Origin of the sequence: Paenibacillus sp. B1-35 (assembly GCF_050474385.1) — a bacterium.
Taxonomy (GTDB): domain Bacteria; phylum Bacillota; class Bacilli; order Paenibacillales; family Paenibacillaceae; genus Paenibacillus_B; species Paenibacillus_B alvei.
This window is the reverse complement of record NZ_JBCHVJ010000002.1, coordinates 24,469-41,725: the sequence shown is the minus strand read 5'-3', so window position 1 is coordinate 41,725 and position 17,257 is coordinate 24,469. Positions and strand designations below refer to the sequence as shown.

Sequence of the window (17,257 nt, the reverse complement as noted above, 5' to 3'; positions counted from 1 at the left end):
CGTGTCATGTGCAAATTTGCCCGTCAATTGGCACACTTCTGCACAAATGGCAACACTCTTCTGCACAAAAAGCCATCATGCATCAAGTTCGCATCCTAGATGCTTAATCTTCTACTCTATATCGTATCATAGACAGGCCCAAGAACATAGCGTAACGCCCCTTGCCCAAGCATCCGCTAGATAGGAATTTCGGGCGAGGGGCGTTATGTGCTAACAGCTTCTTTTCAGCCGTCCGGCTTATTGCTCTTCGTTATTCTCTTGTGTCTTCTCTTCTTTTTCTTTTTTCTTGTACGTCGACTTAATATGCAATACGTCCAACTGAGACTTATCAACGACGTTAGGCGCATCTGTCATCAAGTCTGTCGCACTTGCCGTTTTCGGGAATGCAATCGTTTCACGCAAGTTCGTACGACCTGCAAGCAGCATTACGAGACGATCCAAGCCAAACGCAATACCGCCATGCGGAGGCGTACCGTATTCAAAGGCATTCATCAAGAATCCGAATTTTTGCTGTGCTTCTTCTGGTGTGAAGCCAAGCGCCGCGAACATCTTCTCCTGTACATCCCGGTTGTAAATACGCATCGAACCACCGCCGATTTCATAGCCGTTCAAGACAAGGTCATAAGCTTGAGCGCGAATTTGACCTGGATCTGTATCGAACAATGCCAAGTCTTCGTCTTTCGGACGTGTGAACGGATGATGTTCAGCCACATAACGCTTCGCTTCTTCGTCATAGCCGAGCAATGGGAAATCAACAACCCAAGCGAACTTGAACACACTGTCATCAATCAGATTCAAGCGGCGGCCGATCAAGAGACGAAGGTTGCCGAGCACATCGTATACGACTTTACGCTTGTCCGCTGAGAAGAGCAGCAAGTCTCCTTCTTCTGCGCCTGTACGCTCACGAAGGGATGCGATTTCTTCCTCACTCATGAACTTCACGATTGGACCGCGGAATTCGCCGTCCTTCACTTGAATCCAAGCCAAGCCTTTTGCCCCGTAGCGTGCTGCAAACGGCGCCAAATCGTCAATGTCCTTGCGGCTCCATGTTCCGCAGCCTTTGGCATTCAGGACTTTTACAACGCCGCCCTTTTCGATCACTGACGCGAAGACCTTCACACCGCTGTTTTGTACGATATCGCACACATCCACAAGCTCAAGACCGAAGCGAAGATCCGGCTTATCGGAACCGTACTTCTCCATTGCGTCTTGATACGTAATGCGTTGGAATGGCGTAGGGATATCTACACCAACCGTTGTTTTAAACAAGCGAACCATCAATTGTTCCATCATCTCGTGCAATTGCTCGGTAGACATGAAGGACGTTTCGATGTCCACCTGAGTGAATTCTGGCTGACGGTCTGCACGCAAGTCCTCATCGCGGAAGCAGCGCGCAATTTGATAGTATCGCTCAACGCCGGATACCATAAGCAACTGCTTAAAGATTTGCGGAGATTGCGGCAGCGCGTAGAATTCGCCTGGATGCACACGGCTCGGTACCAAGTAGTCACGCGCACCTTCTGGCGTGATCATCGTCAAGATTGGTGTTTCTACATCGATGAATTCATTCTCTTCCAGGAAATCACGGAATACTTTCGTCGCTTTGGAACGAAGCATCAGCGTCTTCTGCATTTCCGGACGACGAAGATCCAAATAACGATATTTTAAGCGAAGGGATTCATCAATTTCGATACCGTCCTCAATGAAGAACGGTGGATTCTTCGCAGCATTCAAAATTTCAATTTCCGTTACACGAACTTCTACTTCGCCAGTTGGCAGGTTAGGGTTCACTGTTTCAGCATCACGCTCAACAACCGTACCGCGTACAGCAAGCACATATTCGTTGCGAGCACGATCTGCGATATCATGCGCTTCTTGAGAAAAATCTGGGTTAAATACGATTTGGACAAGACCACTTCTATCGCGCAAATCGATGAACAATACGCCTCCCAAGTCACGGCGACGTTGTACCCAACCATTCAGGGTAACCGTTTCACCAATTTGATCTCTTGTAATCTTTCCGCACTGATGCGTTTTGTACATCATAGGATGCACGCTCCTCACTTCAATATAGTCAGTCCATTAAACGAATGGAATCGAGCCTTGTTAAGCTCGTACGATCGCTTCAGCCAATTCTTCCAGCTTCACGAACTGCTGCTCGCCAGTAGCTAGGTTCTTCAATGCGATTTCACCGCGCGACAGCTCGTCGTCGCCGAGAATCCCTGCATATCGAGCCTGCATCCGGTCAGCAGACTTCATTTGCGCCTTCATCTTACGGCCTTGGTAGTCCTTCTCGGCGGCAATCCCGGCTGTACGCAATGCGTACAATACCTTCGTCACCTCATCCTCGGCCTGTTCACCCAAGCCGACAAGATAAATATCAAGCGGAGGCTGCTCATTGCAGGCAATGCCTTGCTTATCAAGCAGAAGCACAATTCGCTCCATCCCGATACCGAAGCCGATACCTGTCTGCTCAGGCCCGCCAATTTCAGAGACAAGACCGTTGTAGCGACCTCCGCCGCCTACGGTGTCAATTGCTCCAATACCTTGCGCTTTATATTCGAATGCCGTATGCGTGTAGTAATCCAACCCGCGTACAAGACGGTGGTTCACTTCATAATCAACGCCCATCGCCGTTAAATGCTGCTTCACCTTCTCAAAGTGTGTCGCGCACTCTTCGTCCAAGCTGTCTAGAATGGATGGTGCATTCGTGAACTTGTTCTGATCGACCTTACAGTCAAGCACACGCAGCGGATTACGCTCCATCCGGGACTGGCAATCCTTGCACAGCGTCTCCTTCATCGGCATCAGGAAGTCGAGCAAGCGCTCGCGGTAAGCCGCACGGCTTGTTGCGTTGCCGACAGAATTAATCTCGACGCGTACACCGCTTAAGCCAATATCTTTCATAAACTGATAGCCAAGCGCAACAATTTCGGCGTCTAAGCTAGGATCAACAGACCCGAAGGCCTCCACACCGAATTGGTGGAACTGGCGATAACGTCCCGCTTGCGGGCGTTCATACCGGAACATTGGACCAATGTAATACAGCTTCGTCAAGTCAGGGTCGCCATACAGCTTGTTCTCTACATACGAGCGAACTACGCCTGCTGTATTTTCCGGGCGCAGCGTCATGCTGCGGTCACCCTTATCACGGAACGTATACATTTCCTTTTCAACGATATCCGTTGTTTCACCAACTCCGCGCTCAAACAACTCAGTCTGTTCGAAGATCGGAGTCCGGATTTCTTTAAAGTTAAAGCGGCGGCATATATCCCGAGCTTTTTGCTCGACCGTTTGCCAAATTTCAACCGTCCCTGGCAGCAAATCCTGCGTACCCGTAGGTTTTTGATATGCCATGAGCGCTAACCTCCTAATTGTTTTGTCTGTAAAATAAAAAAATCTCCCGCCCCGCAAATGATTCATTTGCAAAGGGACGAGAGATGGTATGTTCCATTCACCCGTGGTGCCACCCACATTCCGCAATCGTAAGCATCAGTGCTCTAAAAACATGTGCACACAGATGTAATCTCCGATCACGCTTCATTCACGTGTAACGTACGTCATACGCCGTACGGCTACTAATTTGGACATCACTATTGTCCTAACACGAAAGCTTCGGTTCGATAAGTCCGATGCATTTCCGTTCGCCGCAGGTTCTCGAGGATGTCATTCATCCGTCCATCAGTAAGGTTCTTCCAGCCGTGGAACCTCTCTCTGCACATGTGGGTTCGAATTACTTGTTCCTGTCATCAAATCATCATTTTCATTTTACATGTAAAGTCGGAATATAAAGAACATTGTAATGATGTAGCACGCTAAAGTCAAGAAAAAAACCTACATCACTGTAGGTTTATCAATAAGATATATTTTTAAAAGGGGGTCATGTCTGTTATTATAGGTATCCAATGTTAAAGAAACATGAAACAAAGATTACAATCAGATTACAAAAAATAAAGCGCTTTATTTTTTCTATCTCCTCCGAAAGCATACGCGCTCTAATGGGCACAGTGCATTATCCAGAAGTTTAGAAGTAAAGCTGAGATTGCAATTGGGCATGGGCCACTATCGCTTCACCCCTGCCCCATCCCGACGCATCGCTTGCCGATGCTCTTCCTCCTGCTGCAATGCCGCAGCGGATTCACGCATTGATTGCATTCCTGATAAACAACTATACTGTATTGCTAACTGATGCAATGACTGGCGCATCGAATCGCTCCTCTGCCTAGGACGTCAAATAAGTACATAAGTACCAGTCCTAGTATAGCCAGCCAGGAAGCTGTTATTCAGAGCGACTGTCGAGGACAAGCGTAACCGGCCCATCATTGATTAAATGCACGTCCATCATAGCACCGAACTTCCCTGTCGCAACCTCTAAGCCAAGCGTGCGAAGGCGCTCATTGAACGAATCATACATGGGTTCTGCCTGCTCAGGACGAGCCGCTGCCATAAAGTTAGGACGCCTGCCCTTCCGGCAATCCCCGTACAATGTAAACTGCGACACCGACAAAATTTTGCCGTCTACGTCCTGCACAGAGCTGTTCATTTTCCCCGTTTCATCTTCAAAAATACGAAGACCTGCTAATTTTTCCGCCATCCATTCGATATCACGCTCTGTATCTTCATGAGTAATACCAACTAGCAGCATTAATCCATGCTCAATTCGGCCAACCGTTACTCCGTCAACATCTACACGCGCCTCTTTACAGCGCTGCACCACTACCTTCATATCGCTTCCTCCTTGTAATTCCGCCATACAATGCCAACCGAATACTGTTCTGACCAAATAACTTCTATCGAAGCAATTTCATCGCTTGGCTTACCTGTTCATCTTGCAGATGCATCACAGTTTGTCTGCGCAATGTCAACTTCCCCTACATGACAAAAAGGCAGCGAATTATTGCATAATTCGCTGCACCGTATATACATCTTTTACTCGTTTAACCTTCTCCACTACAGATTGCAAATGATCCGTATTCCGAATCAAAATTGTCATATGAATCATTGCCAGCTTATTGCGGTCAGAACGACCGGATACCGCCGCAATATTTGTCTTGCTTTCCGACACAGCCTGCAGCACTTCATTCAGGAAGCCGCGACGATCCATGCCTGTTATTTCAATATCGACACTGTAGTTCGCCTCAGCAGACTCTCCCCACTCTACATCAATCATGCGCGCAGCGTCTTCGCCGTCGGTTGTCGATACGACGTTCACGCAATCCGCACGATGAACGGATACGCCTCTCCCCCGGGTTACATAACCTACAATGTCATCACCCGGCACAGGATTGCAGCATCTTGCAAAGCGGACAAGAAGATTATCGATGCCCTTGACCGTAATTCCGTGAGTCGGCCGATGTTTGCGAACCGGCTCCTTCTTCACTTCCTTCACTTCATGCGTCAATTCAATCTGATTTGCTTCCTCGGCCTCTTTGCGCATCTTCTCTGTCATACGCGTACAGACCTGCGCTGCAGTTATCCCACTGAAACCGACAGCAGACATCATATCCTCAATATCGTTGAAGTTGAATTTCTTAGCTGCTTCCATCAGCTTCTCATCGCACATCCATACGAATGGCTCGAGTCCAAGACGCTTCAGCTCACGCTCAATCGCTTCCCGGCCCTTCTGCACATTTTCTTCCCGCTTCTCCTTCTTGAACCACTGCTTAATCTTCGAGCGCGCATGTGAGGACTGGGCAATCTTAATCCAGTCTGGGCTAGGCCCATAGGAATGCTTCGAAGTCAAGATTTCAACAATATCTCCGGTCTTTAGCTGATGATCTAGCGGTACAATCCGCCCATTCACCTTCGCACCGATTGTCCGATTTCCGACCTCTGTATGGATACGGAATGCAAAATCAAGCGGTACAGATCCGGCAGGAAGCTCAATGACTTCCCCCTTAGGCGTAAATACGAATACGAGATCTGAGAAGAAATCCATTTTAAGCGACTCAACAAATTCCTGAGCATCCTTGGTTTCCTGCTGCAAATCCAAGATCTCACGCAGGAAGTGCATCTTCTCTTCAAAGCTGCCGCCAATCGTACCATTGCCTTCTTTGTAAGCCCAGTGAGCCGCGATACCATACTCAGCCGTACGGTGCATATCCCAGGTGCGAATCTGCACTTCTGTTGGCTCGCCCGTAGGCCCAATGACCGTGGTATGCAAGGATTGGTACATATTCGTCTTCGGCATCGCAATATAATCTTTGAAGCGACCCGGCATCGGCTTCCACAATGTGTGGATAATCCCCAAGGTCGCGTAACAGTCTTTAATATTGTCGACGATAATTCGAATCGCAAGCAAGTCATAGATTTCATTAAATTGCTTGCTCTTCGCCGTCATTTTTTTGTACACACTATAAATATGTTTTGGACGTCCAGACAAGTCAGCCGTAATGCCCATCTCATCAAGCTTTTCCTTAATTCGGGAAATGACATCCGAAATATATTGCTCTCGCTCTGCCCGCTTCTTATGCATCAAATTGGCAATGCGATAATACTGCTGCGGATTCAAATATCGAAGCGCAATGTCCTCCATCTCCCATTTGATCGCGGAAATACCGAGACGATGCGCAATCGGACAAAAGATTTCCAGCGTTTCGTATGCAATCCGACGCTGACTTTCCTCCGACTGATATTTGAGCGTTCTCATATTATGGAGTCTGTCCGCAAGCTTAATCACGATGACTCGAATATCATTCGCCATAGCTACGAACATTTTGCGATAGTTTTCATTTTGCTGCTCTTCTTTGGAGCGGAATTGAATGCGTTCCAGCTTCGTCAGCCCGTCAACGAGCATCGCGCATGTTTCCCCGAATTTAGCACGCACTTCCTCCAGGGATACGGATGTATCCTCGACGACATCATGCAGCAAGGCGGCAACGACAGAGGTAGGATCCATCTGCATGCCTACGACAATGTCTGCAACAGCCAGCGGATGCAATATATAAGGTTCACCAGATTTCCGGACTTGTCCGGTATGCGCTTTGTCCGCAAAATCGTATGCTTCGCGGATGCGATCGAGATCCGGTTCTTTCATATAGGTCGCAGCTTTCTCAATTAATTGCTCGATACCCATTGGAGTCGACTCGGTTCCTTTCTTCATCCGGGGGCACCTCCCCTAGATTACAGAGTATCCTATAATTATGCCTTTATTCGGTGTCACTCGTCAATGGTTTCCGATCTTCATCGTTCATAGATCTTGCTTATATATGTCGAAATTTGTAGATTATTCTCGAATTTTATGGGCATTTGACGTTTTTTTATGCAAAACGAGTAAAATGTTGTTGAAATGAAGGGGCCTTAACCTGTAAATTATATAGTTGGGTCTGTAAGCGGTAGTTCAAAAAGTCCATTTTGATCACAAACTTTTGAACATTGATTGTAAAACCCGTCCCTATCACAACTACATATCTGAAAAAGGAGTGCATTCGCTTGCAACGCGAAATTCAAGTGCATGAAAAACCTGGCTTCGCTCCAGGACTGCTGCTAAGCATTCAACATTTGTTCGCCATGTTCGGCTCAACCGTGCTCGTACCTAACCTGTTCGGAGTCGATCCAGGGATTGTGCTGCTGATGAACGGGCTAGGCACATTATTCTATCTCATACTGTGCCGCGGTATGATTCCCGCTTATTTGGGATCCAGCTTCGCCTTCATTTCGCCGGTCTTAGTTGTTCTCGCTGGTCATGCGGAGAACTATGCGCAAGCATTGGGCGGCTTTATCGTATCGGGCATTATATTTATCCTGGTGTCCCTCATTGTCAAAATGGCAGGCACCCGCTGGCTTGACGTATTGTTCCCCCCTGCAGCGATGGGCGCCATTGTTGCGGTTATCGGATTGGAACTTGTGCCGGTTGCAGCAAACATGTCTGGCTTCATTCCTGCGGGCCCAGATGCCGCGTTGGATGGAAAAGCGGTAACGCTCGCATTGATCACATTGGGTGTAACCGTAATCGGCAATGTCATGTTCCGTGGATTTTTCAAAATAATCCCGATACTGATCGGCATTATTTCTGGTTATGTATCAGCTTACTTTATGGGCTACGTGAATATGGATAAGGTCGTTGAAGCATCATTTATCTCACTGCCTACGATTACAACTCCAGAATGGAATATGACTGCCATACTTACTATCGTTCCAGCAGCGCTCGTCGTTGTCGTGGAGCATATCGGTCACTTGATGGTAACGAGCAACATTGTTGGCAAAGACTTATCCAAGGAGCCTGGTCTGCACCGCTCCTTGCTTGGCAACGGAATATCGACGGTCATTTCCGGATTCTTCGGTTCTACACCAAATACAACATACGGTGAAAATATCGGCGTTATGGCGCTGACTCGCGTCTATTCGGTCTGGGTTATCGGCGGCGCTGCTGTATTTGCGGTAATCCTGTCGTTTTTCGGCAATGTATCCGCACTAATTGCGAACATTCCAGTTCCCGTTATGGGCGGCGTTTCCCTGCTCTTGTTCGGGGTCATTGCCGCATCAGGTCTCCGCGTTCTGGTGGACTCGAAGGTTGACTTCAGCAAGCCGAAAAACCTGCTGCTAACAACACTCGTCATTGTCATCGGTATCAGCGGTGCCAAGCTACAGTTCGGTGCTGTAGAATTGAAAGGGATGGCGCTTGCAACTGTGCTCGCGATCGTACTGAACGTGTTCTTCATCATTTTGGACAAGCTGCATCTGTCTAACGAATAATATGAATGCAAAAATCCCCTTGCTCACCAAATCTCCATCCTGTAACGGATGAAGAAGGTAACAAGGGGATTTTTATGACTTTTTTGTCAGTTATGCATATTAATATTTCACAAGAGAAATAATGTCGATATCCTCGCCCAATTTTTCACGGCCGTTCAAATGACTGAGCTCAATCAAGAAAACTGCACCAACCACTTCCCCGCCCAATTGACGAACAAGGTCGATCGACGATTTGATTGTTCCGCCTGTCGCAAGCAGATCATCAGCGATGAGCACTTTTTGGCCAGGCTGAATCGCGTCTTTGTGCATAGCCAGCTTATCCTTGCCATACTCCAGATCATAGCCAACCTCAATTGTCTCACCCGGAAGCTTGCCGCTTTTACGAATCGGAATGAAGCCAGCACCGATAGACAACGCCAATGGAGCGCCTACTACGAAGCCGCGAGCTTCTGGTCCTGCTACGAGATCAACTTGTTTGTCCTTTACGAGTTCATGCATCGCTTCAATTGTCTTCTTGTATGCTTGACCGTCCTTGAGCAATGTCGTAATATCCTTGAAGCTGATGCCTGGCTGCGGGAAATCAGGAATCACCCGAATATACTGTTTTAATTCTTCCATGTAAAAATCCTCCTTCATAATCATCCAACTTAAATATCGTTACTTGTAACGCGCTTCATCCCAATATGACCATAGCCATGCTGCCAATTCTTCAGTAACCGGCTCATACCAGCGACTTTCCCATGCAGCTGCGGTCATCCAATCCTGATAGCGCTGTGATTGTTCAAGTGATGTACGGTTCGGCTGCTGTACAATGCTGTAAACGGTATTGTGCGTAGAAGATGTACATGTAATAAAGTCCAATTCCTTGAACACCTCCATCAGCATCAGCAGTTCTCGTTCATTCATGCGCAATCGCTTCACAAGCGAAGACTGTGTGGACTTCTCCATATTCCAAGAGCCGATCCGCTTGAGCTCGGTATATGCGTAGCCCATTCGATCACGGCTTGGCGTGAACAGTCGTCCGCCTTCCGGCTGTCGAGGGAGAATGGCATATATTCTGCCTACGTTCGGGAGCTGCTCCGCCAGCCGCTTCAACTCCCACTCGGATGGAGGGATGCTGCACAGCACCAACTCATGAATATGCTTAGACATATTCCCGAGCATCGATTTATCCGCTGTCCATCCCCAAGAGCTCGGTATTACAGTTGGCCCTTCTAATTCATCACTGTATAGCCACACGAACGGTTCGGCGGCATATACACCTGCTTGTTCCCGTGTCATGAGCAGTGCGCTAGTTTGCGGTTCATCCTGCTCCAATGTTCTTGCCAGCTCTATCGCCGATTCAAGCGGACGTGCTGTCGATCGGTGATCGAATAGCTGTCGTTTCGTGATGCGGATATCCTGCATCATCAGCTGTGGCTTGCGCTGTCCATTCCATTCATTGATTGACAGCTCCCCAAGCACATCAGCTTGTACATCAGTGGCAATTCGGTGAGACAGTGCCCCTTTGTGAAAAGCCACCGCATCCAATGTAGCACGCTCTTTGCCTAACATCAACTTTAAATGTTGTCCTTCTTTCCCCATTGTGCGCTTGTCACGCACTACCGCGTTGCGAATGACCACACGGGGACTAGGATTGCCCATTCCAAATGGAGCAAGACGGTCTAGCTGTTCAATGACTTCCAGCGGCACATCTGCAAGTTCACATTCCGCATCGACTTCCGTGCAAGGAATATAGTCCTCTTCCGTCAGCTTATCCGCCGCCATCTGGTTCAAGCTCTCCTCCAGCGCAGACAGTCGGTCTCGATGCAGCGTCATGCCAGCAGCAGCTTGGTGTCCGCCAAAATGTTCGAACACTTCTGCGCAATCTGTCATCGCTTCATACAAATCAAAACCTGCAATTGAGCGAGCCGATCCCTTGCATAAACCAGATTCTTCATCAATCCCAAGCACGAAGGTAGGCCGATAGTATCTTTCAACTATTTTGGAAGCGACAATGCCGATAACCCCGACATTCCAGCCTTCTGCTGCAAGAACGATAACATTCGGAATTTCTCCCGTATCTGCCATTTTCTCTGACAGCAGCACCTCTGCTTCCTTCACGATGCTTTCGACGATCTTCTGACGCTCCTTATTCAATCGATCCAGTTCCGTTGCATAAGCAATAGCCGTCTCGTCATCATCAGCCGTCAATAGCTGCACTGCAATATCCGCGTGATCGAGCCGGCCGCTTGCATTAATGCGCGGAGCCATCGAGAAGGCAATGCTTGTCGATGTTACATCTTTCGGATCTATCGCTCCAATTGTCATCAAGGCGCGAATGCCCGCATATTGCGATCGCTTCATGCGATTCAGCGCTTCTTGTAAAATGACCCGGTTTTCTCCAAGCAGCGGCATTAAGTCGGCTACCGTCCCAATAGCAACAAGCTCCAGCCATTGCTGCGGCACCTCGCCTATAAGCGCATGCGCCAGCTTGAAGGCAACACCTACACCTGCCAGTCCCTTAAATGGGTAAGGGCAATACGGAAGCTTAGGGTTAACGAGAGCGTATGCTTCAGGCAGCTGCTCAGGAGGCTCGTGATGATCCGTTATGACGACATCGATGCCAAGCTCCTTTGCATAAGCCACCTGCTCAACAGCGCTTATTCCGGTATCTACCGTGACGATAAGCGTACAGCCTTGCGCCTTCGCATCATCAATCGCCCCATTGTTCAGTCCGTAGCCTTCATTGGCACGGTGCGGGATATAATAATCAAAGTTCGCCTTTAGCTCCCTCATGAGAAAAATCATGAGCGAGGTGCTCGATACGCCGTCCGCATCATAATCGCCATAAATTCGGATTTTCTCCCCGTTTTTCAGCGCCCGTTGTATCCGTTCCACCGCTTCTACCATCCCTGCCATGAGGAACGGGTCATGCAGGTGGTTGACATCAGCATATAAAAACTGATGGATCTGCTCCGCAGTGTCAATCCCGCGTACGACCATCATACGAGCCAGCAATGGTGAAATGTTGGCCTCTTCGGCTAATTGACTCACACGCTCGTCTGACGTTTCCGCGCAAATCCACCGTGAACGTGGATGAAGCATTCCTTCTCTCCTTTATTCCTTATTGCAGCAATGTGGATGTATCCTCGCCGACACGCGCTTCCTGTGGTCGATAAGGGAATCCGGGATCAAATGGATTCACATGCACGAATACATCTGCCACATGAATAAACCGCTGCATTAAATGTTTTTTGACTCGCTTGGCGACTGTATGTCCTTCCGCCACAGTCAAGCGAGGATTGACGCTAATTTTGACATCTACAATGACGTAATGCCCATGCTCACGGGCCCGCAGCTCATCGATAGTTATGACCCCATCGACTGACTGCACGGCACGAATGAGCGGATTCGCATCTTCGTCATGCAGCACATGATCCATTGTCGAGTGTATGGAATCAAGCACAAGCCGATAACCCATTCTCAGGACAAGCAGAGCCACTACAGCGCCTGCCACCGGATCCATATACAGCAACCAGCCGATTCCCAGCTTCCCGCCTATCATCGCTGCGGCAACACCAGCCAGCGCTGCTATGGATGAATATACATCGGAGCGATGCTCCCATGCATTGGCAATCAGTGCCTGCGAAGACAATCGCTTTCCTAATCGGAATTTATATTGGAACATGCCTTCCTTCACTGCAATAGACAAAATAATAGCTGCTAGTGCATACCATTCCGGCACGACGACACTCCCATGCCATATGGACTTCACTGCCGAAATAGCTAATTCGATGCCGACAACTAATAGCAATACCGATACTACTATCGCAGCAATCGTTTCGGCTTTCCCGTGACCATACGGATGATCCTTGTCTGGAGGCCGCTTAGCCGCCTTCAAGCCGACTAGAACAGCAAATGAGCCTGCTACATCTGAGGCGGAATGAAAAGCATCTGCGATCAGCGCCTGACTCCCGGAAAAAAAACCAGCAATTCCCTTGACTCCAGCTAATAAGATGTTCCCGATAATTCCTACCCAGGCTCCCATCTCCGCCTTGGCAAATCGATCAGTAGACATGCAGCATCCCTCGTTTGGTCATCATAGTGATCATGGCGGCTTACACAACGCCAAAACCGCGTCACAAACGGACGCGGCTTTATCGTATGTTTCTTAACTCCAGATTATGAGAGAAAAGAAAAACAAATGGGTTCTTAACGCATTACTTCGCTTCCTGCGGTTTAGCAGCAGCTTTTGGCTTCTTGTTTTCCTTGTTCTTTAGTACGACCCACAATGGGCTCGCAATGAAGATAGAGGAGTAAGCACCAAAGCCGAGTCCGAACAAGATCGCAAGTGAGAACATCCGAATAGACTCACTGCCGAAGATGAACAAACAGAGCGCCGTTACCAATACGGTCAATACCGTGTTGATGGAACGGGTCAGCGTTTGGTAAATACTATCATTTACCAAGTGAGCCAAGTCGTCCATGCTCTTGATCTTTGAGAACCGCAAGTTTTCCCGAATCCGGTCAAAAATAACGATCGTGTCGTTAATGGAATAACCGATAATCGTCAGCACCGCAATAATGAATGGGAGCGTGACCTCCAATCGGAAGATAGAGAACAAGCTGATAACCATAAAAGCATCATGCAGCAGGGCGACTACCGCAGATACGGCAAAGCGCCATTCAAAGCGAATGCTGACATAAATAATAATGCCGATACTCGCAATCAATACAGCAAGCAGTGCATTACGTTGCAATTCACGCGCAATTTCTACATCAACCGTATTGACTTCCATCGAAGAGCCTTGATCTAGCTTCTTCATATCAGCTTTGAACTGCTTCTCATGCTGTTCATCAAGAACCTCTGTGAAACGGATGGTAATACGCTCCGTCCCCATTGTGATCGTAGGTTCTTTTTTGAAATTATACGTTTTCAGCAGATCTTCCACCTGTGACTTCTCAATTTTCTTGGTCAGGTTGATATCCACATTCGTACCAGAGCTGAAATCAACACCATAGTTCAATCCGAATATCGATAGAGACAACGCACCGAGAATGGTAATCACGATCGAGAAGATAAAGAAATATTTACTCTGATGAACAAAGTTGAATGTTCCTTTAAAGCGCACGGATTTCACTCTCCTTTACGCCGAAATATCCTGGCTTGCTCAATAGCTTCGATTTCGCAAGCAGATGCAGGAACACACGAGATAAAAATACGTTTGTAAAGATACTGCAGATAACCGTCATCATCAAGATAAGTGCAAAGCCTTTAACAGAGCTTTCACCCATAATGTACATAACGACACCCGCAATAATGGTTGTTACGTTCGCATCCATAATCGTTCTGAACGAGTTCTTGGAACCTGCCTTGAGAGCAGAGTTAATCGACTTGCCGCTGCGCAGCTCCTCTTTGATCCGTTCATAGGTAATAATGTTCGCATCGACTGCCATACCAAGACCGAGAATGAACGCTGCAATCCCCGGCAATGTCAATGTAATGTCAGCCAGCCAGAACAACACGAGCAGAAGCCACGTGAACAAGATGAGCGAGAAGCTCGCAATTACCCCTGGCAAACGGTAGACTAGAAGCATGAACACGAGAATGAGTGCCGATCCGATCAATCCGGCTTTCACCGTTTGTTCCAACGATAGCTTACCAAGTGTAGCAGCTACACTTTGCGAATATTTCTCGGTCAGCTTCAGCGGCAATGCGCCGAGGTTAATCGTATCGCGAAGCTCATTTGCTTCTTCATTCGTGCGTTGACCCGTAATCGTTGCTTCGCCACCTGGAATCTCGTAGTTGACAGCAGGATCAGAAATCATTTGCTCGTCCATGTAAATAGCGAGATGATTGCGGGCTTTAGCAGGGTCAGGATCTGCAAGTGAAGCAAGTCTCTTCGTAATCTCAGAGAATTTCTTCGCATCCTTCAGCTTGATTGCTACGATAGGACGTTGCAAATCATCAAACACGACGCTAGCGCCGCCTTCTTTGAAGTCTGTACCTTGCAACTCAATTTTGCAATAATCCGTTGCATTTTTACAGCCATCGCTGCTGCGGAACGTCAATACAGAAGGTTCCTTCAATTTTTTACGCACTTCTTCTTCATTTTTCACATCGGCCAGCTTGACGCGAATCCGATCCGAACCTTCAATCGTAATTTCTGGTTCGCTAGTACCTTGAGCATCAATACGCTTACCCAAGCTCTTTGCCGTTTGTTTCATCGCCTCATTTGTAATTTTCCCACCCGACTCAAGCGGCGATGCTTGATACAATATTTCAAAGCCGCCTTTCAAATCGAGTCCAAGACGTATGTTGTTGACGATCGAAGGGCTTGTCCATAAAATGACGCCTAGCGAAACGACAACGATGAGCAGGAATGCGATCACCCTTTTCATATCGTCCCTAGTCCCCTTTCATATTCAATATTCCTATTATATCGGCGCTTATTTTTCGAGTCAATTTTAAGAGTCATGGCAAAAAACATAAAAAAGGCCTCGCCTTATAAAAAAGGAGAGCCCCGATATGCGGCAATTGTCATATAATTCATGAATTGCGTTGCTTTCAGCGATAAAATATCATTCACAACTTTATGCAGCGCCGGCTCACTTCCGCTTTTTACATATTTCGAACTTACACACTCCCATACATCTTTTCCGGTAACATGCTCGTATCCAATAAGACGAAGCTCTTCTGCTTTGCTTTCACAGCACAGCTCAATTGCCTCAATACGATCTGCATCACTAATCAGTTCTGTCATGCCGCTTAACTCCCTTCTCCTCGTCAGACATAATTCGACCTGCCCTTTATAAATTCCTGCTAACGCTGAGCTCCAAAGGCTGAAAAATCTCTATCATGTATCCGGTATGGTTTGTGGACAACCGCATATGAATGATATTGGGCGGCAATCATGCGCTGAAGTTCGCGTGAGAAGAGGGATACCATTGTTAAAATCTACTTTACAAAAGCAAACATTTATTCAAGGCACACTTATTTTATTGGCTGCTGGCATTGTTAACCGTATCCTAGGATTTATCCCGCGCATTATGCTGCCTCGCATCATCGGTGCAGAGGGCGTTGGTATTTATCAACTTGGATACCCTTTCCTAATCGTGATCATTACCCTAATTACAGGTGGGATTCCCCTTGCAGTGGCCAAGCTTATCGCCGAAGCAGATGCCGTGGGCGATCAGCAGCGGGTAAAACGGATACTGTCATTGGCACTTAAAATAACAATTGGTGCCTCTATTGTATTTTCAGCAGCTCTTCTGATCCTTGCACCATGGATTACAACACACGTCTTAACTGACAGCAGGGTGTATTATACGTTTTTAGTAATGACTCCGATTATCATCGTTATCGCTGCCTCATCCGTGTTTCGCGGCTACTTCCAAGGGATGCAGAATATGATACCAACCGCAACCTCTCAGGTGGTAGAGACCATTATTCGAATTTTCACGGTTATTGCATTTGCTTATATATGCTTGCCGTATGGCTTGGAATGGGCAGCTGCAGGCGCCATGGCAGGTGTCGTGATTGGGGAAATCGGAGGATTTGCAGTTCTGGCATGGATGTATTACACATCTCGGAGACGTAGTACGAACAGTACATCCGAGCCTACAGATATGGTTTTGAAACCCGCTAAAAATGGACATGCACCAACTGCCCCTCCGCCAAACGTCCTTCGACGCTTGTTGCAAATTACCCTCCCTGTTACAGGAGGAAAGCTCGTCGGATCTCTGTCATATTTATTGGAATCGATCACGATCGCACGCAGCCTCGCTGCCGCTGGTGTCATTACCGCAATTGCCACTGCCCAATACGGGGCGCTTCAAGGTATGATTATTCCTATCCTAACATTGCCGGGAGCCCTTACTTATTCTCTTGCCGTGTCACTCGTTCCCGCCTTATCTGAGGCGTTGGGCCGCAATGATACCATTACGATCCAGAAGCGTATTCATCAAGCCGTTCGGCTTGCACTTGTAAGCGGAGCTCCTTTTGCCGTTGTTATGTTCGTACTGGCCGTTCCCTTGTGCGCTCTGCTTTACAATGACGCAACAGTTGCCCCTATGCTGAAATGGATGGCCCCTGTTGCCATTTTCATTTATTTGCAGGCGCCGCTTCAAGCTGCTCTCCAAGCATTGGAGCGCCCTGGAACAGCTCTCGTCAATACATTTATAGGAGCCATCCTTAAAATTGGGCTAATTCTATGGCTTGCCTCAAATCCACAACTCGGCATAACAGGCGCGGTCATTGCCATTAATGTGAATATCGTTGTCGTTACAACTTTACATGCATTCAGTGTAGTTCGTCATATCGGCCTTAAGCTTCCCTGGATGGACTTTATTAAGGTTGGAGCCGCGATGGTGATTACTGCTGGTTGTATCCAAGCCGTTTATATCCATTTGTCCAGCTCTACGGATGAGCATATTTTGCTTCGGTTTATTCTTTCATGCATAGTTGGGATTATTGTTTATATTTTACTGCTCATACTAATGAAATTAATTAACCGCAGCGATATTGCCCGTTTCCCGATCTTTCGTCGATTCTTTCCAGCTAAGCTCGATCCGAAATAAG

General features: G+C 47.7%; 13 protein-coding genes. 2 read left to right on the top strand and 11 right to left on the bottom strand.

Going from position 1 to position 17,257, the window contains the following annotated elements:
- Positions 1-237 precede the first annotated feature (237 nt).
- From aspS to ACQ5BJ_RS07650, 5 genes are all read right to left on the bottom strand, one after another.
- The gene (aspS, locus tag ACQ5BJ_RS07670) at positions 238-2,046 is read right to left on the bottom strand and encodes an aspartate--tRNA ligase (RefSeq protein WP_268620193.1); all 1,809 of its coding nucleotides are present in this window, start codon (positions 2,044-2,046) and stop codon (positions 238-240) included.
- Positions 2,047-2,106: 60 nt separating this feature from the next.
- Complete coding sequence (hisS, locus tag ACQ5BJ_RS07665; RefSeq protein ID WP_430110283.1) at positions 2,107-3,357, bottom strand: histidine--tRNA ligase; 1,251 nt, start codon at positions 3,355-3,357, stop codon at positions 2,107-2,109.
- Between the two features lie 705 nt (positions 3,358-4,062).
- Positions 4,063-4,206: a hypothetical protein gene (locus ACQ5BJ_RS07660; protein ID WP_005547463.1), complete on the bottom strand. Its 144-nt coding sequence runs from the start codon at positions 4,204-4,206 to the stop codon at positions 4,063-4,065.
- Positions 4,207-4,279: 73 nt separating this feature from the next.
- Complete coding sequence (gene dtd / locus ACQ5BJ_RS07655; RefSeq protein WP_430110286.1) at positions 4,280-4,726, bottom strand: D-aminoacyl-tRNA deacylase; 447 nt, start codon at positions 4,724-4,726, stop codon at positions 4,280-4,282.
- A 168-nt stretch (positions 4,727-4,894) separates the two neighbouring features.
- Positions 4,895-7,075, bottom strand: a complete 2,181-nt coding sequence (locus tag ACQ5BJ_RS07650; protein WP_430110382.1) for a RelA/SpoT family protein — start codon at positions 7,073-7,075, stop codon at positions 4,895-4,897.
- A 356-nt stretch (positions 7,076-7,431) separates the two neighbouring features.
- Here ACQ5BJ_RS07650 and uraA point away from each other — a divergent pair, with 356 nt between their 5' ends.
- A complete protein-coding gene (gene uraA, locus ACQ5BJ_RS07645; RefSeq protein WP_005547458.1) occupies positions 7,432-8,694 on the top strand; it encodes a uracil permease in 1,263 nt (420 codons plus the stop codon).
- Between the two features lie 99 nt (positions 8,695-8,793).
- On the opposite strand, the gene ACQ5BJ_RS07640 is transcribed toward uraA, so the two are convergent.
- The 6 genes from ACQ5BJ_RS07640 to ACQ5BJ_RS07615 form a co-directional block, all read right to left on the bottom strand.
- The gene (locus ACQ5BJ_RS07640; RefSeq protein WP_005547456.1) at positions 8,794-9,312 is read right to left on the bottom strand and encodes an adenine phosphoribosyltransferase; all 519 of its coding nucleotides are present in this window, start codon (positions 9,310-9,312) and stop codon (positions 8,794-8,796) included.
- Between the two features lie 39 nt (positions 9,313-9,351).
- A complete protein-coding gene (recJ, locus tag ACQ5BJ_RS07635; protein ID WP_268599150.1) occupies positions 9,352-11,781 on the bottom strand; it encodes a single-stranded-DNA-specific exonuclease RecJ in 2,430 nt (809 codons plus the stop codon).
- A gap of 19 nt (positions 11,782-11,800) precedes the next feature.
- Positions 11,801-12,754, bottom strand: a complete 954-nt coding sequence (locus ACQ5BJ_RS07630) for a cation diffusion facilitator family transporter (RefSeq protein WP_430110290.1) — start codon at positions 12,752-12,754, stop codon at positions 11,801-11,803.
- 142 nt (positions 12,755-12,896) lie between these two features.
- A complete protein-coding gene (secF, locus tag ACQ5BJ_RS07625; RefSeq protein ID WP_005547451.1) occupies positions 12,897-13,808 on the bottom strand; it encodes a protein translocase subunit SecF in 912 nt (303 codons plus the stop codon).
- Positions 13,798-15,078, bottom strand: coding sequence for a protein translocase subunit SecD (secD, locus tag ACQ5BJ_RS07620; RefSeq protein ID WP_005547448.1), 1,281 nt, complete (start codon positions 15,076-15,078; stop codon positions 13,798-13,800). The genes secF and secD overlap by 11 nt, the downstream gene beginning before the upstream one ends.
- Before the next feature lie 104 nt (positions 15,079-15,182).
- Positions 15,183-15,440 carry a post-transcriptional regulator gene (locus ACQ5BJ_RS07615; RefSeq protein ID WP_005547446.1) on the bottom strand — a complete coding sequence of 86 codons (258 nt, stop codon included), beginning with the start codon at positions 15,438-15,440 and terminating at the stop codon, positions 15,183-15,185.
- A 127-nt stretch (positions 15,441-15,567) separates the two neighbouring features.
- On the opposite strand from ACQ5BJ_RS07615, the gene spoVB reads away from it, so the two are divergent.
- Positions 15,568-17,256 carry a stage V sporulation protein B gene (spoVB, locus tag ACQ5BJ_RS07610; RefSeq protein ID WP_430110293.1) on the top strand — a complete coding sequence of 563 codons (1,689 nt, stop codon included), beginning with the start codon at positions 15,568-15,570 and terminating at the stop codon, positions 17,254-17,256.
- Position 17,257: the final 1 nt, after the last annotated feature.